This is a genomic window from Streptomyces sp. NPDC052396 (assembly GCF_044593195.1).
GTDB lineage: Bacteria > Actinomycetota > Actinomycetes > Streptomycetales > Streptomycetaceae > Streptomyces.
In genome coordinates, this window is sequence record NZ_JBIUAW010000021.1 from 1 (window position 1) to 22,441 (window position 22,441).

The 22,441-nt window shown below is 70.3% G+C and carries 17 protein-coding genes; 6 read left to right on the top strand and 11 right to left on the bottom strand.

Annotated features, from left to right (window positions below; translation table 11 throughout):
* Positions 1–138: 138 nt before the first annotated feature.
* Entirely contained in the window at positions 139–1,602 is a 1,464-nt protein-coding gene (locus tag ACIHFE_RS32190; RefSeq protein ID WP_400112286.1) for an amino acid permease, read from the bottom strand.
* Between the two features lie 416 nt (positions 1,603–2,018).
* On the opposite strand from ACIHFE_RS32190, the gene ACIHFE_RS32195 reads away from it, so the two are divergent.
* Positions 2,019–2,873 (top strand): maleylpyruvate isomerase family mycothiol-dependent enzyme, encoded by an 855-nt coding sequence (locus ACIHFE_RS32195; RefSeq protein ID WP_400112288.1) that lies wholly within the window; start codon positions 2,019–2,021, stop codon positions 2,871–2,873.
* Between the two features lie 157 nt (positions 2,874–3,030).
* Here the strand turns inward: ACIHFE_RS32195 and ACIHFE_RS32200 are convergent, their stop codons facing one another.
* The 3 genes from ACIHFE_RS32200 to ACIHFE_RS32210 form a co-directional block, all read right to left on the bottom strand.
* The gene (locus ACIHFE_RS32200) at positions 3,031–3,927 is read right to left on the bottom strand and encodes a hypothetical protein (protein ID WP_400112290.1); all 897 of its coding nucleotides are present in this window, start codon (positions 3,925–3,927) and stop codon (positions 3,031–3,033) included.
* Positions 3,928–4,052: 125 nt separating this feature from the next.
* Positions 4,053–5,675: a purple acid phosphatase family protein gene (locus ACIHFE_RS32205; RefSeq protein WP_400112292.1), complete on the bottom strand. Its 1,623-nt coding sequence runs from the start codon at positions 5,673–5,675 to the stop codon at positions 4,053–4,055.
* A 135-nt stretch (positions 5,676–5,810) separates the two neighbouring features.
* A complete protein-coding gene (locus ACIHFE_RS32210) occupies positions 5,811–6,698 on the bottom strand; it encodes an alpha/beta fold hydrolase (protein WP_400112293.1) in 888 nt (295 codons plus the stop codon).
* Positions 6,699–7,009: 311 nt separating this feature from the next.
* Here ACIHFE_RS32210 and ACIHFE_RS32215 point away from each other — a divergent pair, with 311 nt between their 5' ends.
* Positions 7,010–9,580, top strand: a complete 2,571-nt coding sequence (locus ACIHFE_RS32215; protein ID WP_400112294.1) for a hypothetical protein — start codon at positions 7,010–7,012, stop codon at positions 9,578–9,580.
* Between the two features lie 69 nt (positions 9,581–9,649).
* Here the strand turns inward: ACIHFE_RS32215 and ACIHFE_RS32220 are convergent, their stop codons facing one another.
* Positions 9,650–11,743 carry an NEW3 domain-containing protein gene (locus ACIHFE_RS32220; RefSeq protein WP_400112295.1) on the bottom strand — a complete coding sequence of 698 codons (2,094 nt, stop codon included), beginning with the start codon at positions 11,741–11,743 and terminating at the stop codon, positions 9,650–9,652.
* Between the two features lie 187 nt (positions 11,744–11,930).
* A complete protein-coding gene (locus ACIHFE_RS32225) occupies positions 11,931–12,920 on the bottom strand; it encodes a GlxA family transcriptional regulator (RefSeq protein ID WP_400112297.1) in 990 nt (329 codons plus the stop codon).
* 71 nt (positions 12,921–12,991) lie between these two features.
* On the opposite strand from ACIHFE_RS32225, the gene ACIHFE_RS32230 reads away from it, so the two are divergent.
* On the top strand, positions 12,992–13,981 hold the full coding sequence (locus ACIHFE_RS32230) for an HD domain-containing protein (protein ID WP_400112298.1): 990 nt from the start codon (positions 12,992–12,994) through the stop codon (positions 13,979–13,981).
* On the opposite strand, the gene ACIHFE_RS32235 is transcribed toward ACIHFE_RS32230, so the two are convergent.
* The 5 genes from ACIHFE_RS32235 to ACIHFE_RS32255 form a co-directional block, all read right to left on the bottom strand.
* Positions 13,951–14,460, bottom strand: coding sequence for an O-acetyl-ADP-ribose deacetylase (locus ACIHFE_RS32235; RefSeq protein ID WP_400112300.1), 510 nt, complete (start codon positions 14,458–14,460; stop codon positions 13,951–13,953). The two genes, ACIHFE_RS32230 and ACIHFE_RS32235, sit on opposite strands and share 31 nt — an antisense overlap.
* A 146-nt stretch (positions 14,461–14,606) precedes the next feature.
* A complete protein-coding gene (locus ACIHFE_RS32240; RefSeq protein WP_400112302.1) occupies positions 14,607–16,319 on the bottom strand; it encodes an NAD-dependent malic enzyme in 1,713 nt (570 codons plus the stop codon).
* Positions 16,320–16,659: 340 nt separating this feature from the next.
* Positions 16,660–16,857, bottom strand: a complete 198-nt coding sequence (locus tag ACIHFE_RS32245) for a hypothetical protein (RefSeq protein ID WP_400112304.1) — start codon at positions 16,855–16,857, stop codon at positions 16,660–16,662.
* A 153-nt stretch (positions 16,858–17,010) separates the two neighbouring features.
* A complete protein-coding gene (locus tag ACIHFE_RS32250) occupies positions 17,011–18,147 on the bottom strand; it encodes a PP2C family protein-serine/threonine phosphatase (protein WP_400112306.1) in 1,137 nt (378 codons plus the stop codon).
* Between the two features lie 224 nt (positions 18,148–18,371).
* Complete coding sequence (locus ACIHFE_RS32255) at positions 18,372–18,875, bottom strand: LURP-one-related/scramblase family protein (RefSeq protein ID WP_400112308.1); 504 nt, start codon at positions 18,873–18,875, stop codon at positions 18,372–18,374.
* Positions 18,876–19,131: 256 nt separating this feature from the next.
* Between ACIHFE_RS32255 and ACIHFE_RS32260 the strand changes: the two genes are divergently transcribed.
* The 3 genes from ACIHFE_RS32260 to ACIHFE_RS32270 all read left to right on the top strand — a co-directional run bounded on the left by ACIHFE_RS32260 (position 19,132) and on the right by ACIHFE_RS32270 (position 22,429).
* Positions 19,132–20,964 (top strand): bifunctional metallophosphatase/5'-nucleotidase, encoded by a 1,833-nt coding sequence (locus tag ACIHFE_RS32260; protein WP_400112310.1) that lies wholly within the window; start codon positions 19,132–19,134, stop codon positions 20,962–20,964.
* A 121-nt stretch (positions 20,965–21,085) separates the two neighbouring features.
* The gene (locus ACIHFE_RS32265) at positions 21,086–21,760 is read left to right on the top strand and encodes a DUF6585 family protein (RefSeq protein WP_400112312.1); all 675 of its coding nucleotides are present in this window, start codon (positions 21,086–21,088) and stop codon (positions 21,758–21,760) included.
* Positions 21,761–21,871: 111 nt separating this feature from the next.
* Entirely contained in the window at positions 21,872–22,429 is a 558-nt protein-coding gene (locus tag ACIHFE_RS32270; RefSeq protein WP_400112314.1) for a hypothetical protein, read from the top strand.
* Positions 22,430–22,441: the final 12 nt, after the last annotated feature.

Consider the following 22,441-nt stretch of genomic DNA (forward strand, 5'->3'; position numbering starts at 1 on the left):
CCGAGCCCGCACCCGCACCAGCCCCCTGGCAGCACTTCGCCCCGTCGCATAACGACGGGGCGAAGCGTCAGGGCCCGGATTTAACCAACAGCGTCGGAAAGGTTCCTGTCCGGGCCCTCGGCGCTTGCCGGAGCCGCGTTACTGCTGCGCGGTCTCGGATTCCTTCTTGGTCCGGGCAACCTGGCCCCGCACCAGGAACCAGCCGCCCACCAGGGCCGCCGCGATCACCGGCAGGCACAGGATGGTGGTGCGGTCGGGACCCGGGTCGGCCGCCATCAGGCCCAGCACGGAGGCCAGGAAGACCATCGTGATGATCTGGGTGTAGGGGGCGAAGGGGAGCCGGTAGCTGGGGCGGGTGACCAGGCCCTGCTTGGAGCGCCGCCAGAAGAGCAGCGAGCAGAGCATGATCATGCCCCAGGTGCCGATGATGCCGATCGCCGCGAAGTTCAGGACGATCTCAAAGGCATTCGCGGGGACCACGAAGTTGAGGCCGACACCCAGCACACAGAAGGCCGCGGTGAGCAGGATGCCACCGAAGGGGACCTGGCCCTTGTTCATCTTGGCGGTGAACTTGGGCGCGGAGCCGGCCATGGCCATCGACCGCAGGATGCGACCGGTGGAGTAGAGACCGGAGTTGAGGCTGGAGAGCGCCGCGGTGAGGACGATCAGGTTCATCACGCCGCCGGCGTAGGGGACGCCGATCTTCGACAGAACGGTGACAAACGGGCTCTCACCGGCGTGGAAGAGCGTGTACGGCAGCAGCAGCGACAGCAGGATCACCGAGCCGACGTAGAAGATGCCCACTCGCCACATGATCGAGTTGATCGCCTTGGGCATGACCTTCTCGGGGTTCTCCGTCTCACCCGCGGCCACACCGCACAGCTCGACCGCGGCGTAGGCGAAGACCACACCCTGGACGACGAACAGCATCGGCATCACACCGGCCGGGAAGATACCGCCGTGGTCGAGGATGTTGCCCAGCCCCGGGGTGTTGCCGCCCACGCCGTGCTGCGTCATCAGCAGGAAGATGCCGATGACCATGAAGATGACCAGCGCGCTGACCTTGATGATCGCGAACCAGAACTCCATCTCGCCGAAGTACTTCACCGAGATCAGGTTCACGGTGAGGACCACCGCGAGGGCGATCAGCGCGAGCACCCATTGCGGGATGCTGCTGAACATGTGCCAGTAGTGGGTGTAGGTGGCGACCGCCGTGATGTCGGCGATACCGGTGGTGGCCCAGTTGAGGAAGTAGAGCCAGCCGGCGGTGTACGCGCCCTTCTCGCCCATGAACTCACGGGCGTAGGAGACGAACGCGCCCGAGGACGGGCGGTGCAGAACCAGCTCGCCCAGCGCCCGAACGACGAAGAAGGCGAAGAGCCCGCACACCGCGTAGGCGATGAACAGGGACGGTCCCGCGTTGTGGAGACGGCCGCCGGCGCCCAGGAAGAGGCCGGTGCCGATCGCTCCACCGATCGCGATCATGTTGACGTGCCGGGACTTGAGGTCCTTGCTGTAGCCGGCGTCTCCAGCGTCGACGTGGGGGGTCTTGGAGGCTGTGCCGGGCTCAGGCGCGGCCGCAGTAAGGGTGCGGTCACTCATGCAAAATTCGCCTTCGTTGGGGAGGGAGCGGAACTGCGCCGCTTCGAAGGTGGGGCGTTGGCTTGCCGGGGCCGCTGGCTGCGGCGATGCCCGGGCAAAGCCTTGCGGTGAATGGTGTGGTGGCCGCCGGATGACGTCAAGGGTTCATAAGTGTTCATCCACCAGGCATCCAGGATGCGATGACCTGCGCAGGTCAGGGGTGGTAGGCCCGCCTGCCACTTACCGGATGGATAAATTCCGCTTGTTGTCTGCCCTGGCCGTGGATTGCGCACAGTGGCGTTGCGTATGCGAACGGTGCTCAAGTGACCTCGATCACCAATGGCCCGGAATGCGCCCCTTCTGTCGGCGAGGGGTGTCCGGCGGTAACCTCTGGGCGGTTCGCCAGGCGTGGTTCGTCTTCCGCAGGGGGTGGGCACATGGATGCGGCCGATGGGTCCGGCCCTGGCGCCGAGCACGCCCGGACGCGTGCCGCGCTGCGCTCCGCCCTGGCGCGGCTGGGGTGCCTGCTGCGCGAGGCCGCCGACCGGGACGCCCCCTCCGGCCTGCCGCGGTGGACGGTGGGCGAGGTCGGGGCCCATCTGTGCGCCGTCCATCTCGCCTTCGCCGCTGCCTTCACCGGTGAGTTCCAGGACTGGGACCGGGTGCTGCCGCCCGGCGGCGGCCCCTTGCGGCAGCGGATCGCCGAGGTCAATGCCAGGGCCCTCGCCCTCTTCCGGGAAGAGCGGCTGGACTTCGCCGGCTTCATCGCCGAGCGGGGCGAGGCATTCCTTGAAGCCACCGAGGGGCTCGCCCCGGACACCCCGGTGCCAACTCCCTGGTATGGAGAAGGAGTTGCGCTGAGCCTGGCCGCCGCCACCGGGCTGCTGCTCAGCGAAATCCTGGTGCACGGCCTGGACATCGCCCGCGGCGCCCGCCTGCCCTGGACCGTCCCGGCGGATGAAGCCCGGCTGGTGATCGGCCAGTCGATGCCCGAGCTGATGCCGCTCGCCCTGGATCCGGTCCGGGCGCAAAGCGCCCATATCACCTTCGATCTAAATATCCAGGGCGGTCCGCGACTGGCGGTCGCGGTGCGGGACGGACGGGCGACGGTCACCCGGCAGGCGCCGCCCGGCGGCTTCGACTGCCGGATATCGGCGGCGCCCACCGCCTTCCTGCTGGTCTGCTTCCGGCGCCTGCCGCAGTGGCGGGCGGTGGCACGCGGCCGGCTGCGGGCCGGCGGGCGCAGACCCTGGCTGGCCACCCGTCTGAGCCGGTTGATCGTCAGTCCATGACCCCGGCGGCCCGGGCCGCCGCCACCTCCTCCGCGCCGACCCGGACCTGTGCGGGGCACCCCCTCGGGGGCGCGGGGCAGCGGCTGTATGCGGCTCCGCCGCGTGGGCGCCACCAGCCACCAGCCACCAACCATCCGCACACAAACCCTGACCCGACTCAGCTCTCGCTGCGCGCACTCCACTTGCCATAGGGAGTGGCAAAGCCGTCACGGTTGCCGGCCGCATACGTATAGAAGGAGCGCAGGAACTTCTCACGCTCGGCCGCCGGCCTGCCGGAGGTGTCGTCCCCGCCCAGCAGGTCCACGCCGCCGATCAGTTGCTGGCGGTGCAGGATGTCGGCGAAGGACACCTGCCGGGCATTACGCAGCATGTCGTACATCGCCATCAGGGTGGTGGTGCGGCCCTTGCCGCCCCGGCAGTGGAAATACAGCCAGGTGCTGGGGCGTAAGCCGCGGACAAAGGTCACAAAGCGGTCCACCTCCTCATTCTGCGGACGGTGGTGGTCGGGCACGGTGAGCCGCAGATAGTCCAGCCCGGCGGCGGTGGCCGCCTCCCGCTCGGTGCGCACCTGCCGGGGATCGCCCACCGGCCCGCCCGGCCGCACCGATTTGCCCGGCAGATAGTCGAAGGTGACCGGCCCGGCCTGGGCGAGCTTCGCCCGGGCCCGCTGCTCGGCGGCCAGCACCTGGTCATGGCCGAGCCCCAGGTTGGCGTCGTCATGGTCGCCGAACCAGCTCACCCCCATCCCATTGACCAGCAGATGGGTCTCCTGGCGCAGGTCCACATCCACCACCCGGCCGGACAGCCGGTGCGCCACCGCCGCCAGCCCTCGCGCGGAGGGGGCGGCGCTGCCGGCCGCGCGCAGGGTGTCCAGGCCCCTGAGGTCCGTCCCCTGGAACATGCCGGGCAGGTCCGCCGAGGTGCGGAACCGTTTGGGCAGCCCGTCGTCGTCGGCGACATCGATCACCAGCCGCGCCGCCCGGGCCGTCGCCCCGGCGGACGGACTGCCGGATGACCCGTCTCCTCCCGAACTCCCGCATGCCGCAAGCCCCATGGCGAGAATCCCGGCGATGGCGCACCCTGCCGGCGGTCGTGGTCTTCGCATGGGGCGGAGTCTGGCAGCGGAGCGGGAGTGACGGAAGAGGGCCTCGGGCCGGCGGTGGACGTCAGCGGTGGACGTCAGCGATGAACGTCCATGCGCGGGCGCTCCAGGGTGAAGGTGTCCACCGGAGTGAGATCACCATGCGGCCCGTCGAAGGTGTAGTAGGTGACCCGCATCCTGGTCCGGCCGCTGTGCCGGTCGCCGGGGTCCACGTCGAACGCGGCGAAGCCATGGTTGTACTTGCGGTCCTGGACGGCGGCCCAGGGCGCGTCCTCCATGACATACACCGGATTCCGGTGCCCGGAGGAGGACTTGTCGTCGCCCAGGGCGGTGATCACCCGGCCTTTGGGGGTGTCGAAGAGGTCGTCCTGGCTGGTGGCGATGTTGCCGCCGGCCCCGATGACCATATGGACCGTGCCCTTGCCGGTGTCGATCAGATCGGTCCGGGTGGAGACCGGAATGGGCGTACGGGCTTCATTGGGCAGGGTGCCGCGCACCGGGTGCGAACGCTCGTAGTGGTGCTCATGCCCGCTGACCACCAGGTCGACGCCATAGGCGTCGAACAGCGGACCCCAGGCGGTGCGTATCCCCAGGTCGCTGCCGCCGTTCTTATGGCTGGAGATCATCGGCTGGTGCATGCACACCACGATCCAGTCGATGTCCCGGCTGCCCCGGGCCGCCTTCAGCTCCCGCTCCAGCCAACGGCGCTGGGCGCCACCGGAGTAGCCGCTGATATAGGTGTCCCCGCCGTCCTGGATGGCCACCTCGTCATTGGCCAGGCTGATGAAGCGGACCGAGCCCACGGTGAAGGCGTACCACATGCCCCGGGTCTCCTCGTCCGAGGCGGCCGAGGAGTGCGGGAGCTCGAAGTACGTCTGGTAACCGGCCGCGCCGATCGGCCCGTTGCCGCTCTCGTTCTCATGGTTGCCGGCGCATGGCATCCAGGGCCGCAGCCGGGTGGAGCGGCTGTTGTTGATGAACCAGTCCGCCCAGGTGGACACCCGGCTGGTGCCCCAGGCGCCGGCGATCGCCGCGTAGCACAGGTCACCGTTGACCAGGTTGAACAGCGGGCCGACCCGCTCGATGGCGGCCACGATGTCCGCCGCCGCGGGCGAGCCCACCTGGCTGCTGGTGTACAGGGGGTAGCGGTTGACGGGGGAGGGCACCCCATCCGGAAGGTGGATCACCCGCCGCAGGTTCGGGGTGGCCTGGTCGCCGAAGCTGGTGAAGGTGAACGGGGTGCGGCCGCGCGGGGCCGTGGTGAACGAACCGGTCTCCGGCGTCGCGCCGTCATGCACGGCCGAGTAGAGGTAGGTGGTCGATGGACGCAGCCCGGTGATCCGGGCGTGATGGACATACACCTCCTCCTTGGACAGCCCGTCCCGGTAGGTCCTGGTCTCGGCGTCGATCACCCGCCCATGCCCGCCGTCCGGCGAACCCAGCCGCACCTGGGGTCTGCGCACCGACTGCGGGGTGATCCAGGAGACGGTCATCCCGGACGAGGGGTCATCGCCGAACTGCAGGTGCACGCCCAGCACGCCGGGCGCGCCCAGCCGGTGCGGCCTGCTCTGCAACAGCGGTGCCCCGGCCGGCCGGGGCGGGTCGGTGGCGGCCGACGCCTGGCCGGCGGAGGCGCCGACGGCCGAGGCGGCCGCCGCGGCCGATGAGCCCTTGAGGATGGATCTGCGGGAGATGGACATGAACGTCCTTTTTTCAGTGGGGGGTTGATAATCCGCGAACTGTAAATGATCACCGCCGAGGCAGTCCATGGCTCAGTTCACGGCATAACAAGAACCCCAACTTCCGTTTCCCGGGGGCGAGTCGGGCAACCGGGCTCAATTCCGCCCGTACGCCCACCCCGGCCGCTCCAGCACACGGCGGATGGCCGCCGCGAACCGGGACGGGGCCTCCACCGGAATGAAGTGCCCGGCGCCGGCCACCGATTCCACGCTGACATCGGCGAAGAAACCGGACAGCCGGTCGGACCAGGACCGGGGGAAGAGCGGATCGTGCTCCGGCCACAACACGGTGGCCGGCACCGCGATCCGGTCCCCGGCGCCGGGCGGCACCTCGCCCAGCGAGGCCGCCACCGCACCGGCGCCCGCCCGGTACCAGGCGATGGACGCGGAGAACGCACCCGGTGGCCCGTACACCGTGACCAGATGCTCCAGGGCGGCCTCGTCCAGGGTGAAGGACGGCCCCGACCAGTGGTTCCAGAAATGCCGCAGATAAGCGCGCAGCGCCACCGGATCGCCGTCCAGCAACTCCTCGGCCAGCGCCAGCTGGTGGAAGGACTGGTACCAGAACTCCCGCTGCGCCCGCGGCTGGAGGATCCGGTCGCCGATGCCGGGCAGCGGCGGCGCCACCACCAGCGCCCGCACCAGCCCGGGATGGTCCCGGGCCACCGCCTGGGCGATCCGGCTGCCGATGTCATAGCCCGCCAGCACCGGCCGGTCCAGGCCCAGTTCTTCGATCAGCCCGGCCACGCCGCGCGCCTGTGCCCGGGCGTCGTACTGCTGCTCGGGGTCGGCCGGGTGCCGGTCGGACGCGCCGAAGCCGCGCAGATCCGGCACCACCACCTCACAGCCGTCGCTCAGCAGGGGAAGGACCCGGCGGTAATCGGTGTGGTCACCGGGCCAGCCGTGCAGCAGCACCACCGGATCCCCGGAGCCCAGACGGTCATAGGCCAGCCGGAACCCGTCCACCGGTGCGCCGCGCTCCATCCGGACCTCCCGAACATGTCATGGGTGGGCATCAGCCTAGTGGCGCCTCGTTCCGCCCGGCCGCGAGGCGGGAGCTGCCGCGCGGGCGGGAACGCCGGTGGTGTGCCGGACCGAGCATGAAGTATGCGGTTCCGGGCCCGCGTTGGCGACACCCCGGAAGGTCATAACCCGACGTTATGACAACCGGTGGTAAAACCAGCCCACTTGAGGCTGGGCGAACCCCCCGGGCACCCTCTACGCTCACCCGCGTCCTGTGGTGGCGGGAGCACCACGCGACTCGGCACTGCCCCGTCATCTCCAGGAGGCAATCGATGCCCAAACGTCATAGACCGCTGCTGGTCGCCCTGGTGGCCGCGGCTCTCCTCACCCCGGGCACCGGGTTCGCCGCGCCCGGCCCCGGCCCGTCATCCGCCCAGCGCCAGCTGGCCGCCCTCGCCCGGCACGTCCGGCACAACACCACCGGCCACGCCAAGCCCGCCCGGGACACCGGCGACCCGGACGACCCGGTCGCCGGATCGCTCCAGTTCGCCGCCGCCCGTACCGCCCCCGCGGCCACCGTCTCCGGCGCCGCGCTCGCCGAAGGGGCCTCGGCCGGTGACCGGCTGCCGGTGCGCGGCGGCAACTGGACTGAGGTGACCAGCGGTTCGACCAACAGCGAGACCCCCGGCTACGCCGACCCCTCCTTCTCCGACTACGGCTCCGGCTGGGGCCTGGTGACCGGCCGGGCCTCCGCCCTGGCCACCGACGGGGCCTGGGTGTACGCCGGGTTCGCCGACGGCGGCGTCTGGACCTCCCACAACGCCGGCAAGAACTGGACGCCCCGGTTCCAGCACCAGTCGACCGCGTCCATCGGCGCGCTCTGGGTGAACCCCGCCGACCACTCCCTATGGGTGGGCACCGGCGAGGCCAACACCAGCGCCGACAACTACACCGGCCAGGGCGTCTACCGGTCCACCGACCACGGCCGGACCTTCCAACGCATCGGCCGGGACGAGCTGTTGAACGCCCAGGTGGCCACCCTGACCGCCAGCGGCGGCTATCTGTTCGCCGCCACCAGCCATGGGCTGTGGCGGCGTCCCCTGCACAGCCGTCCCCGGCAGCCGTGGGAATCGGTGCTCAGCCCGGACCCCAACCCGGACCACGACCCGATACGCACCTCCATCATCTCCAGCGTCACCGTCCGCCCCGGCAGCCATGGTGACACCGTGCTGGCCGCGCTGGGCTTCCGCAGCGGCACCCCCTACGACGGGCTCTACCTCTCCACCCGGGGCGGGGCGCCCGGCACCTTCCGCAAACTCACGCCCACCGGGCTCGACGCCACCGACATCGGCCGCACCAGCCTCGCCTACGCCCCCGACGGACAGTCGCTCTACGCCGTGGTGCAGTCACCGGCCTATGCCGCCGGCAAGCGCCCCGCGCCGCTGGCCTCCACCACGCTCAAGGGCGTCTACAAGTCGGCCAATGGCGACCCGGACGGTCCATGGACCCTGGTCGCGGACGCGGCGGTGCTCGGCAAGTCCGGCTCCGCGCAGGCCTTTCCCAGCGGCTACGAACCCGGCGTGGGCTCCTGGTACAACCAGTACCTCAAGGCCGACCCCAAGGACGCCCGGCACATCTACCTCGGCCTGGAGGAGATCTACGAGACCCGGGACGGCGGAGCGACCTGGCAGACCGTCGCCCCGTTCTGGAACTACACCCTGCCCTGCTACGGCACCGCCGCCGGCTGCCCGCCCACCGTGCACACCGACCAGCACGCCGCCGCCATCGCCGATGACGGCACCTTCTACGCGGGCAGCGACGGCGGCATCTGGTCCCGCCCGGCCACCGCGGCCGGCACCGCCGGCTGGCACGACCTCAACGCCGGGCTGCGCACGCTCCAGTACTTCTACGCCGGCGCGGGCCGCGACCCCAAGGGCGGCACCGCCCTGTGGGGCGGCCTGCAGGACAACGGCGGCACCCTGGTACCGGGCAACTCCCATCAGGTGATCCAGCCCTTCGCCGGGGACGGCGGCGATGTCATCGTGGACCCGGCCAATGCCGACCGCGCCGCGCTGGAATACACCTACGGCGACATCTCGGTGACCACCGTCGGCGGCCGCTCCGACGGCAAGGCGGCCGCCTTCCGGGAGATCAGCCCCAGCTGTCAGATCACCACCCCGGTGACGGTCTGCGACCCCAATATGCAGTTCATCGCGCCGTTCACCGCGGACCGCGGCGACCCCAACCGCTGGGTGATATCCGGCCGTTATGTCTGGGAGACCGCCAAGGGCTTTGACACGGTCTGCGCCAAGGACGCCGGAAGCTGTGACTGGAAGGCGGTCCATGACCTCGGCGCCACGGCCTCCACCACCGCCGTGGAGGCCAACAAGGGCGTGGACTATGTCGGTTGGTGTGGCCCCTGCGTCCCGTCCCAGGAGAACGGCAAGGGATTCAAGAGCGGTATCGCCACCAACTACGGCGGCAACTGGCATTCCGTCACCGCACCCGATCTCCCCAACCGCTACCTCACCCGACTGGTCAGCGACCCGGCCGACCCGGCGCATGTCTACGCCGTGTACGGGGCGTACTCCCGCAAGTGGATCCCCGGCGCCGGCACCGGGCACCTCTTCGAGTCCAGGGACGGCGGCGGCAGCTGGCGGGACATCAGCGGCAACCTCCCCGACCTGCCCGCCAACGCCCTGGTCATCGCCAAGGGCCGGCTGATCCTGGCCACCGACCACCTGGTCTACACCGCGGATATGCGCAGGCCGACGCACTGGGCCCGGCTGGGCTGTGACCTGCCCAGCTCGGTGGTCACCGACCTCACCCTCTACCCCTCCGGCGACACGGTGGTGGCCGCCACCCATGGGCGCGGACTGTGGAAGCTGAGCCTGGGCCGCTGACCCGCCCAGGCCCGGCGGCCGGGACGGCACTCGCCGCCCCGGCCGCCGCCAACCCTCCGTCGGACAGGCTCAGTTCTGGCTGAACCCGCTGAAGTCCGCCTCCCCACTGGTGCCCTCGCTGTGGGAGCTGGTGAAGACCCCCACGTCCTGGGCGCCGGCCGCCCGGGGAACGGTGGCCGAACCCACCTGGGTCCAGGTGCTCCCGTCCGTCGAGTAGTAGCCGGTGAACCGCGCCCCGTCCCGCACCAGTTTGAGCAGGCTCGGATAGGCGGCGGTGCCGGTGCCCTGGTTGGTCGGGGCGCTGTTGGCGTCCAGATGCCCGCTGCCGGTGCTGTCCCACTGCAGGACATAGCCCTTGCCCGGCGCCACGGCCAGGATCACATAGCCCGGCGAGGCATCCGGCCCGGTGATGTCATTGCGCACCATGATCCCGGCCTTGGCCCACTCACTGGTGGCGGCCTGGGCCATCACCTTGACGATCGTGGTGGAGCCGTCATGCTCCGCGCCCGGCCGGTAGACCGCGCTGTACTGGTCGGTGTGGTACCAGAGGTCGGCGCCCGCGCCGTCAACGGCCAGCCGGTCGCCCTGCGCGCCGAACACGGCGGTGGTGTTGGTAAAGGTCTTCCAGGGAGCCCGGACCGGAACGGCCAACTCCACGGAGTTGGGCGCGGTTTCCTTCACCGAACCACCCGGTCCCCGGAAGGAGACCGCGCCGCTCACCGTCACCCGGGTGATGGGGGCGGGCAGCGCGGCGGGGGCGGTCACCCGGAACCTGGCGGTCGCCTGGCGGCCGGCGGGAAGCCGGGGGAAGCGGGTGCCGGTGAGCGGGGCGACGGTCCAGCCGGCGGGGACGTCCACGCCCAGCCGGACATCCGTCGCGGCCTGCCCGCCGTCATTGGTGACGGTTGAGGTCACCGTGGCGGAGCTGCCGGCCGACCAGCCGGGCGCCGTGCTGTCCAGCACCAGATGCGGGGCGTACCGGCCGGGCGTGGCGGTGGGCGTCACCCGGAACAGCACGGTGCCATGGCCCGGGACCAGGGCCCTGATGGTGCCGGCGGTCTCGGTGGTGCGGTGCGCCCACAGGTCCCGCAGGGCATAGCCCCGGGCGGCGGGCAGCCCGGCGGCGGAGGCGGTGGTGGAGATCATCGTGGGGGTGGCGTTCTCATTGAACAGGGCCACCGCGACACTGCCGTCGGCCAGCGGTTTGGCCAGCACATCCCGGCCGCCGGTCATGCTCACCGATCTGCCCTGCTTGCCGAGCCGGTCCTGGTCGACCGCGATGACCTCCTTGTTGCCGTAGATCGCCAGGGTGGCGGGGCTCGCACGGCGCAGATCGGTGCCGGCGATCAGCGGGGCGGCCATCTCGGCCCAGAGCGAGAACTCGGTGCGGTCCTCGACCGGCGTCATGCCATTGCCGATCTCCAGCATGTCCGGGTCGTTCCAGGCGCCCGGGCCGGCCGCGTCGGCGAGCTTGACGTTCTGGTGGAAGATGCCCAGCATCCGCCCATAGGAGGCGTCGATGTCCCCGGTGGTGCGCCAGAGATTGCCCACCGGCCCGGCCCAGCTGGAGACGTTCTCCTCGCCCCAGTTGCAGAGGCTGTAGACGATCGGGCGGTGGGTGGCGGCCAGGGCGTCGCCCATGGCCTGGTAGCGCTGCCGGGCCGGCAGGCCCTGGTTGTAACAGTTGTCGTACTTGAGGTAGTCGACTCCCCAGGAGGCGAAGGACTGGGCGTCCTGCCGCTCATGGTGGAGGCTGCCGGGGTAGCCGGCACAGGTCATGGTGCCGGCGCTCTCATAGATGCCCAGTTGCAGTCCTCTGGAGTGGACATAGTCGGCCAGGCCCTTGATACCGTGCGGGAACTTCACCGGGTCCGGCACGAGTTCGCCCTTGGCGTTCCGGGACTTGGCCATCCAGCAGTCGTCGATGTTGACATGCCGGTACCCGGCGTCCCGCAGTCCGCTGGAGATCAGCTTGTCGGCGGTCTGCCGGACCAGTTGGTCACTGACCTCACAGCCGAAGGTGTTCCAGTCGTTCCAGCCCATGGGCGGGGTACGGGCCAGGTGGTTGTCGAGGGCGGCGGCGGGGGTGGCGGTGCGGGGGAGCGCGGTGAGGGGTGCCGCTGCCAGTACGGCCGTGATGAGCACGGCCCACGTCTTGCGCATCGGTTCTCCTGAGTCCGTTGTCCGTTGTCCGTGCGAGCGATGGCGAGCGATGGCGAACGGTGGGGCGGATGCGATGCCTTGCGCAGAGCGTGGAGAGCGAACCAAATCCAACAGACTTAGTCAATAGGGAACATGGTAGGTGGGGGCATCCCGACAGATTCGCACATGGTGTGGCCCGTTGGGACGGTCAGGACGGTCCGCGCCCCCGGAAGACGGCCCGGTACGAGTGGGGCGAAGTGCCGGTGTGGCGGGTGAAGTGCGCACGCAGCGCGGCGGACGAGCCAAAGCCCGCACGGTCCGCGATCCGCTCCACCGGCAACTCGGTGCTCTCCAGCAGCTGCTGGGCCCGGTGGATACGGGCACGCAGCAGCCACTGGAGGGGAGTGGTACCGGTCTGGGCACGGAAGTGACGATTGAGGCTGCGCACGCTGAGCCCGGCCTGGTCCGCGATGTCCGCCAGGCGGAGCGGGCGGTGGAGGTTCCGCTCCAGCCACTCCAACACCGCCTGCAGGGCCGCGGGATGGGCCGGCGGCCGGGGATGCTCGATGAACTGCGCCTGGCCCCCGTCCCGTTGCAGGGGCATCACCGTGCGCCGGGCGGTGGCGGCCGCCAGATCCGCGCCCAGGTCCTGGCGCACCAGATGGAGACAGAGATCGAGCCCGGCCGCCACCCCCGCCGAAGTGATCAGACTGCCATGGTCGATGAACAGCACGGCGGGATCGACCTCGATCCGCGGGTGCCGGCGGGCGAGTTCACCGGCGTACTGCCAGTGGGTGGTGGCCAGGCGGCCGTCCAGCAGACCCGTGGCGGCCAGGGTGAACGCACCGACGCACACCGAGGCCAGACGGGCCCCACGCGCCGCCGCCCGCCGCAAGGCCCCGAGCACCGCCCGGGACGGCGGGTCGAGGAAACCGGCGTGCCCCGGGATGACCACCGTGTCGGCCCGCTCCAGCGCGCCCAGACCGTGCGGCGCGCGCATCCGGAACGCCCCGTACTCGGCGGAGGTGGTGACCGAACGGCCCGGAGCGCACACCAGGACCTCGTAACACGGCGACCCTTGCGACCCTTGCGTCCCATTGGCACCGGCGGCCTGATTCGCGGTGCCGAAGACCTGGCCGGGGATGGACAGGTCAAAGGGAACGACGCCGTCCAGCGCCAGTACCGCCACCACAATCATGGCCAGAATCTAGCGCAGCCAGGCATTAGTGCCACTGTCCGGGGGTGGGACGAATGCGGAGGATCGACTCCATGACCGACTCCATGAAGACCGACTCCATGACCGGCAACCCGTCTGCCGATGACTTCGTCCTGCCGGACACGGACCTGGCCCGCCAGGCCCTGAGCTACGCCCGGCAACTGGAACCCGGCTTCATCTTCCGGCACAGCGTGCGCAGTTACCTCTTCGCTCGCTCACTCGCCGAACACCGCGGCCTGAAGCCCGGCACGGACTACGACGACGAACTGGTCTTCCTGGGCTGCGTCCTGCACGACCTGGGCCTGTCCGAACAGGGCAATGGCGACCAGCGGTTCGAGGTGGACGGCGCTGACCTGGCCGCCCGCTTCCTGCGCGACCACGGGGTGGGGGAGGGGAAGGTGGCGGTGGTGTGGGACGCGATCGTCCTGCACACCTCCGAGGGCATCACCGCCCGCAAGGGGCCGGAGATCGCGCTCACCCAGGCGGGCATTTCCGTCGATGTCCTGGGCGTGGACAAGGAGTTGCTGCCCGAGGGGTTCGCCGAGCGCGTCCATACCGCCTTCCCCCGGGAGAACCTCGCCTTCGCGATGACCGATCTGATCGCGCGGCAGGCCCTGGCCAACCCCGCCAAGGCCGGCCCGCTCGGCTTCCCCGGGCAGGTCCTGCGGCGCCATCTGCCGCATGGTGCGCTGCCCGACTGGTACGACCTGATCGCGGGGGCGGGGTGGGGTGACCGGCCTGCCGGTGTCTCCCCGGCCACCGCGGCCACCCCGGCCGCCCATGAACCCGGTCAACTGCCCGTGCTGCTGGAGCGGTTCCGGCGCGCCAGGGACGCGGCCGCCGTCAGCTCTCTCTACGAACCCGGGGCCGTGCTCGTCCCCGCCCCGGGCGGGAACGGGACCCTTGGCTCCTGCCGGATCCTTATCGCCGGCGATATCGCTCTGCTGGCCTCCGCCGACACCACCCAGGTGGCCCGGCGCCAGCCGGACGGCCGTTGGCTCTACACCATCGATCAGGGCCCGACCGCGGTGAACGCCGCATAGGCCGCCTCGTCGAAGAGAACGAAGCGGATCTCCCGCACCGCCGTAGGCGTCGCCCGCACCGTCTCCACGGCGATGCGGGCACCGTCGTCCATCGGCCAGCCGTAGATGCCGGTGGAGATGGCCGGGAAGGCGACGGTCTCGGCGCCCAACTCATCGGCCACCCGCAGTGATTCGCGGTAGCAGGAGGCCAGCAGGGCCGAGTGGTCCTCGTCATGGGTGAATCGGGGCCCGACGGTGTGGATCACCCACTGGGCGGGCAGCCGGCCCGCGGTGGTGGCCACCGCCTGCCCGGTGGGCAGGCCCTTGCCGTAGTGCCCGGCGCGCAACTCGCGGCAGGCGGCGAGGATCTCCGGACCGCCCTTGCGGTGAATGGCTCCGTCAACTCCGCCGCCGCCCAGGAGGGATGAGTTGGCGGCATTGACGATCGCATCCACATGCTGCTGGGTGATGTCGCCCCGGGCGAAGGTGATGGTGGCCATGGGCGCCATTATCGATTCCGGGCGCCGGATGGCGGCGGCAGCGTGACCGGTAGGGATGGCTGGTTTCCGCGCCCCCGCGCTCACTGCCCCACACGGGGCGCGGGGAGCTGCGCGGCCGGCCCAGGGCAGCACGCACCCGAAAGGTGTCAAACCGCCCGCACCGCCCGGTAGTCCGGCTGCCACATCGCGGCCCGGATCCGGTCGTCGATGTCCTCGCCAACGGGGGCCCCGGCCACCCGGTCCCGCACCGCCGCGCGGGCGACGGCCGCGCCCACGGCGGCGGAGGTCTCCCGCAGCCGGTGCATCGGCGGCAGGATCGCCGCACCCGGCTCGGTCGGATCGACCTGACCGGCAACCGCGTCGGCCGCGGCGGTGAGCATGCCATCGGTGATACGGGTGGCCCGGGCGACGATGGTGCCGAGGCCGAGTCCCGGGAACACCAGCGCGTTGTTGGCCTGCCCGATCCGATGGGTGACCTGTCCACGCGTCACCGGCGGGAACGGGCTGCCGGTGGCCACCAGGGCCCGGCCCTCGGTCCAGGCCAGCAGGTCGGCGGGGACGGCCTCGGCGAGCGGGGTGGGGTTGGACATCGGCAGGATGATCGGCCGGTGGACGGCCGCGGCCATCTCCCTGACAACGGACTCGGTGAAGGACCCGCCCTGGCCAGAGGTGCCGATCAGAATGGTCGGCCTGACCTGGTGCACCACCTCCGCCAAGGCGATGCCGCCGAGACCCGGATCGCGTCGCCACTCCGCCACCTCCCCGGCGGGACGGGCGTAGGAGACCTGGAAGTCTCGCAGGCCGGTCATGTCGTCGGTGAGCAGACCGGGCCGGTCCACACACCAGATCCGCCGGGTGGCCTCCGCCGCGGCCAGGCCGTCACGGACCAGCGCGTCACGCAGCTGGTCGGCGACCCCCACACCGGCGGTGCCCGCACCGAACACCACCACCCGGTGCTCCCGCAGCGGGGTGCCGCTCGCCCGTACCCCGGACAGCACCGCCGCCAGGTTCACCGCTCCGGTGCCCTGGATGTCGTCGTTGAAGGTCAGCACCCGGTCGCGGAACCGCGCCAGGACGCGGCGCGCGTTGCTCGGGCCGAAGTCCTCCCAGTGCAGCAGGGCGTCCGGGAAGAGGCGGTTGGCGGTCTCCACATATGCCTCAAGGAACGCGTCATAGCTGTCCCGGTCCACCCGTGGATGGCGGTTGCCCAGGTAGAGCGGATCGTCCTGCAACTCCTTGCGGCCGGTGCCCACATCGAGCATCACGGCGATGGTGCGGGCCGGGTCGATGCCGCCCGCGGCGGTGTACACCGCGAGCTTGCCCACCGAGATATTGATCCCGCCGACGCCCCAGTCGCCGATGCCCAGGATCGCCTCGCCGTCGGTGGCCACCAGCAGGTCCACCTCGTCCGGCCCCAGACCGGTGGCCAGCAGCGAGCGTTCGATGTCCGCCGGGGCGTCCACGCTCAGATAGACGCCGCGCGGGCGGCGGTACTCATAGCTGTAGCGCTCGATCGCGGTACCGACGGTCGGGGTGTAGACGATCGGCAGCATCTCCTCCAGGTGCTCGCTGATCAGCCGGTAGAAGAGCACCTCGTTTCGGTCGTGCAGGGCGGTGAGATGGACATGCTTGGCCAGGTCACTGGGCTGGACCCGGTACTGGGCGTAGACCCGCGCGGTCTGCTGCTCCAAGGTGAGCACCCGGGGCGGCAGCAGACCGATGAGACCGAGGGCCTGCCGCTCCTCGGTGGTGAAGGCGGTGCCCTTGTTGATCCGGGGATCGGTGAGCACGGCCCGGCCCCGGGCCGTGGTCTCCCAGTGCTGGTCCTGCGGGTTCCATCTGGTCGGTCCGGGGTTCATGGGGGTCTCCTCGGGCAGCGGCAGTGGCCTTGGGCAGAGCAGCACCATGACATTGATCGGTGCGGCGGGCGGGCGTGCCGCGCGGCGACGCCACCGGCCTTCCGCTCAGGCGGCGGGGTCGAGGGCGATGCCCGGCTGAGCATCGTCGAGCCGCCCGCGCTCCCGTACGGCCGTCTGGAACGGCGATGCCCCGGGCTGTGCGCCGCGGTGCGGTCACATACTGTTCCGACGGTACGCGAGCCCTCGCCAACTGGCTTGTCGGTCACATCCGTTGGCCGTCTCAGGTCTGGGCATCGCCGGCGGTCCCCGGTACGCCATGGGGAAGCGGAGTGGCGCCGAGTCACACATACCGTTCGCCCGGATGGCAGCGACGGCGGCGGGCGAGCTCGTCCGGCCGCAGCCACTCCACGCCGGTCCGTACCGAGTCCTCGGTGGTGCCGCCGAGCGCCACGGGCTCGTTGACGACGGTGGCCGCCGGGATGGTTGTCCTGGATGAACTCCCGCGGAACCAGCAGGCGTTCGGCCCGCACGCGCACACCGGTCTCCTTGAAGACCTCGCGCTCCGCTCCTGGCCGCCGCCTGGCGCACCTGGTTGGTCGCCATGGCCAGGGCCCGTGGGTCCTCGCGCCGGGCCACCCGGGGCCGGTGAAGAGCGCTCTGCGCGGAACCGCAGCGCCGCAGGACACGCACCCTAGGCGCCCGGAGCGGCCCGGCGCACCGGGTCTGCGGACTGCGCGGCGCGGGTGACCGCGAGCAGGGCCAGGTCGTCCGTGATGCCGCCACCCGTGTGCCGGACCACATCGCTCAGCAGGGCCTCCAGCAGCGCGTCCGGCTCGGCGAACTCCCACCCGGCCAGCCTGGCGACCGGGTCGTAGAAGGCCCCGGAACCGTCCCGCGCCTCGGTGAGGCCATCGGTGTACAGCAGCAGCGTCGCCCCCGCCGGGAACGGCACCCGGTCCACCCGGTCCATATCCGGACCCAGGTCCGCCAGCGCCAGGGGAAGCGCCGGCCCGGAGGGTTCCACGGCACGTACCTCACCCCGGCACAGCAGCAGCGGCGCCGGATGGCCGCGGTTGACCAGCCGCAGTTCGGCGACCGAGTGCGGGATCTCGGCGAGTACGGCGGTGACGAACCCCTCGACCCGCTCCACTCCGGTCCGCCGCTGCGACTCCCGACTCAGTGCCCGCTCCAGCCGGGCGGCGATCCGTACCAGGTCGGGTTCCTCCTCGGCCGCCTCCCGGAACACCCCCAGCGCCACATCGACCGTCTTCACCGCCTCCATCCCCTTGCCCCGGACGTCACCGATCAGGCAGCGCACACCGTGGGGGGTGTCCTGCACGGCGTACAGATCACCGCCGATCTGCGCGTCCGCCACGGCCGACTGGTAGCGCACCGCGATCCGCAGCGGCCCGATCACCGCGGGCGGCTGTGGCAGCACCGCACGCTGCACGGTGAGGGCGACCCGGCGCACGGACTGCAGCTGTACATCGCGGTAATGGATGAGGCGGTTGACCACCACCGCGAACGCCGACACCGTGGCCACCGCGGCCAGTTCGCTCAGCCCGCCGGAATCCGCGATGAACCCGAAGTGGGCGAGCAACGCCAGGTCGGCGGCGCAGGCACCGATACCGGCCAGCACGGTCGCCCGCAGTGACAGCAGCGCGGCGGCCGTCATCGGTGCCGCGGTGTAGAAGGCCTCGGCGCTGAAGTGCGGCGGAGTGTTGTAGTCGAGCAGGGCGCCGGCCACGAGCAACAACACCGGCAGCAGCTGGAGATGGCGCAGGAACCAGCCCGCAACGCCGGTGCGCCGCGCGCTCGGTCTCCTCACGTACCCGCTCCCGCTCTCCATGCCGCTTGGGCGGTGCTCCGGTGCTCACACCACGAGGCATGGGTAGCCGACATCCTCACCCGGGGACGCCGGGGCACGCGGACGGCTCGCCGTACCGCTCGCCTGTCCGGGCGCACGGCGGCTCGACCGAGCTCTCATGGGACGGGCCACTCCTCTCGCGGGCGCCACGCGTGAATTCGCCGCCGGCTGAGCCGGGTCCGCCGTCAGAGATTGGTGAGCTTCTCCTCCTTGAGGTCCTGGAGGATGTGGTCCGCACATACCGCGACGATCAGCAACAGGATTTCGTCCGGCTGGTGCAGGACATCCACGGTGTAGGTGTCACGGATGCTGAACCAGCGCCGGGAGATGTGCGCCAGGGTGGTCCCCTGGTGCTGGATGTCGAATTCGCGGTCCCAGAGATTGCCGATGATGGCGAGCCGCCGTCCGTCACTCAGCCGGACCGTGAACCGGTCCCGGAAGAGGGTGAAGGCCCGCTTGCTGACCCGCGCGACCACGGCGCCGTTCTGCTTGATGAGCAGGGTGTGATGGAAGGTCAGTGCCTTTTTGACGATCCCGGCGATGGGGCGGCCCTCGACGTCCACCACGGCGAAAGTGTTGCGCAGCCGGAACAGTTTCCGGTCCACGCGGTAGACCTTCTGCCGGTGCTCGGTCTCGATCCATGCCTCCTCATGAAAGGCGAGCATGCGGTCGCGCACCAGATAGCGCATAGGAGTTCCCCCGTTCTGCCAGGCCGTCGGCGCGGCCTCATGGCAGAGCGTAACGGCGCCGCCGTTGTGAGCCGAATAAGGGTCCGCCGTCGACTCCGGGGGGCGGCCCCGTCGCCAGGGGCGCGGGGCGCCGCACTTGGCGACCCGTCAGCGCCGCGCGCCGCCGGCCCGGCCCGCCGGGGCCGGGTCCGCTATCCTCCCGCCGTTTCCCCCACCACCCCCCGTCCACCCGCCCCAGTCAGGGAAGGAACAGACCTTGAACGACCGTTGTGCATCCGGCGCAGGACTCTCACGCCGGGCGATACTGCTCGGCGGAGCGGCGGCCGCGCTGCTCGGCGTACCCGCTTACGCCTCCGAAGCCGCAGCGGCGAACGAAGCCAAGCGCGACCGCTACATTCCGGTGCAACTGCTGAGCATCACGGACCTGCACGGCAATCTGCGCCCGCCGGGCAACGCCGATGGCCTGCTGCCGGACGACAAGGGAAGGCGTACGGTCCGCGTCGGAGGCGCCGCCTATATCGCCGCCCATGCCAGGCGACTGCGGTCCCGGACCAACTCCGTCTTCTTCTCGATCGGCGACAACATCAGCGGTGGCGAGCCGATGGACAACAAGATGCTCTCCGATGAGGGGCCGGCCGAGGTGATGAACAACCTCGGCCTGAGATTCTCCACGCTGGGGAACCATGAACTCGACTATGGCGCCGACTACTTCCTCAACCATATGGTCAGGGGAAAGCCGGTGGGAACCATCGGGCGTGACTCCACCTTCACCGACTCGACCGGGCGTCCGTACGCCGGTCTCACCATGCCCTACTACTCGGCCAATATCGTGCGCAGGGACACCGGCCGGACCATTCTCCCGCCCTACAACATCGAGCATGTGAAGGGCCCCGACGGCCGGTCCTACCCCATTGGCTTTATCCACCTCACCCTGCCCCACACACCGACCGGATCCAGCTCCTACAATCCCGAACTCCAGGGACTGGACGCGGTGGAGACGGCCAACCGCTATGCCAAGGACCTCAAGGCCCGGGGTGTCAGAGCCCTGGTGCTCTGTGTTCATGACGGCGCCACCCAGCACAACGGCGAGACGGCCCCCATCAATGGCTCGAAGGGGCTGGGCGGGCCCGCGCTCGACCTGGCGAAGGGGGCCGACCCGGATATCTGCGCCATCATCACCGGCCACTGGCACGCCTGGTTCAACGCCATGCTGCCGGATGCCCAGGGAGTTCCCCGGCCGTTTGTGGAAGCGGGCCATGCCGGACAGATCATCAACGAGATCAACCTGAAGATCGACCCCGCCACCGGAAAGGTGGTGCGTGAGCTGACCACCTCCACCAACCACCCGGTGACCCACGACATTTCGCCGGATCCGCATATCGAGCGCATTGTGGACTACTGGACCAAGCAGGGAAAGAAGCGGTCGGCGACGGTCGCCGGCCACCTCACCGGTGACTTCACCCGGGACCGCAATGCCCATGGCGAATCGACGCTGGGAGACCTGGGCGCCGACTTCCTGCTGTGGTCGGCGAACCGTCACCGCGGCGGGGCGGCGGACTTCGGCCTGTGCACCGCCTGGCCGCGCACCGGCTCCAATGCCTTTGACGGTGCCCTGCGTTACCGGAAGGGCAGTGGCCAAGGCGATGCCGACGGTGTGATCCTCTATGGCGAGGCATACGCCAACGTCGGATACGAAAACCCCGTTCTGACCGTCTCCCTCACCGGGGAACAGATTCGCCAGGCACTTGAACAGCAGTGGCAGGAGAACGCGGACGACATGGCCCCGCTGTCCTTCTCGGCGAATGTCAAGGCCACCTTTGACACGACCAGGCCCCTGGGCCAACGCGTCAGCCCCGAAAGCTTCCTGGTCAACGGCAGGCCGCTGGAGGCGAGTCGGACCTACCGGGTGGCGGGACTCGCCTACACCCTGATCGGAGTGGACGGATACAGCGCGCTGGCCGGCTTCACCGAACCGTTCCGCAATGGCCGGGACCACGAGGAGTTCATCGCCTATCTGCGCGCCAAGTCCCCGATCCGCCCGGCAAGTCGGAACCGGGTCACGCTGATAGCCCGCCCCGCCCACTCCTGACCGTTATGCGGCGCGCCCCTGCACTGCGGCACCCTTGGGGCGCGCCGCATGCCGGTGCCGGGCCCGGACCGCATGGGCTAGGTTGATCAACGAAACCGGCGTCCGGTCATGGGGGGCATTCATGGACGAGCAGATACCCGGGCCTGACGCCCAGACGATGGCAGTCGCGGAGCGGGAGCGGCTGGGCAGCTGGCGGCTGACGGCGGCGAATAGGAAGGGCCGCTTCCGGAAGACCTGGGGGGATGCCCGGCTCCATCTGTACGAGGAGGGGCTGATCGTCACCGACCCCGAGAGCGGTGAATGGGTGTACCGCTGGGAGTCGGTCAGCGTCCTGCAGAACCTGAGCACGCTCAACGGCGCGGTCAGGGACGCCGCGTACACCCTGATCGGCCCGGGCGGCGCCGCGCTGACGGTCGGGCGCGGCATCCATGGGGTGTTCGACAGCAAGCTCAAGGCCGCGGGCGTGACCTCGCATACGCGCGGCCCCTGGATCCTGCTGGAGAGTTCCTGGGGCCCGGAGATCCAGAAGGGTGTGCTGCGCACCCAGGGGGCGCCGGCGCTCGAACGGCTGGAAAGGGGCGAGACGCTGGCGTTCGGCCGGGTCTCCGTCGACCGGAACAGTGTGTCCTTCAAGGGCAAGACCGCACGGTGGGCGGAGATCGGTGAAGTCAGCGTCTCCAACGCCCTGGTGCGGTTCCGCGACACCCGGGGGCGCAGCCTCCTGGGTGGTGTCGACGTCCCCGAAGTTCCCAATCTCTACCTGCTGTTGGCCCTGGCGGACCGGCTGCGGGGCTGACGCCCTGGACCGGGCAAGCGGATGCATTCTCATGCGAAGCGTCCTATTTTTCCGAACCGCCGGTCATGCGCATAGAATGGTGATACCTCGCCTTATTGAGGGGGTCGTCCCATGTCCACAGGGACACTTCTAGCGATCATCATCCCCATAGTGGCGGTGGTGGCCCTGGCCCTGGTGGCGGCCGCGCTGGTGACCCGGCGCCGTCGTCTGCGTGAGCGCTTCGGCCCGGAGTACGAGCGGACCGTTGACGAGGCCGGTGGCCGGCGGGCCGGCGAGCGTGAGCTCAGGGCTCGCGAGAAGCGCCATGACTCGCTGGACATCAAACCGCTGCCCAGCAGCTCCCGGGACCGGTACGCCCGGGAGTGGACCGGTGTGCAGGAAGAGTTCGTGGACCAGCCGGAGGTAGCCGTCCACGATGCGGATCGTCTGGTGACCTCGCTGATGCATGAGCGCGGATATCCCACCGAGGGGTTCGAGCAGCAGCTCAAGGATCTGTCCGTCGAGCACGGCCGCACCCTTGAGCACTATCGCGCCGCTCATGAGGTGGAAACGCTCAGTACCGGACGCAAGGCCACCACCGAGCAGCTGCGGGGCGCCATGGTCCACTACCGCGCCCTCTTCGACGAGCTGCTGTCCAATGGCGGGCGGGCCAAGCACGCCCACGCCTGAATCATCCGCTGA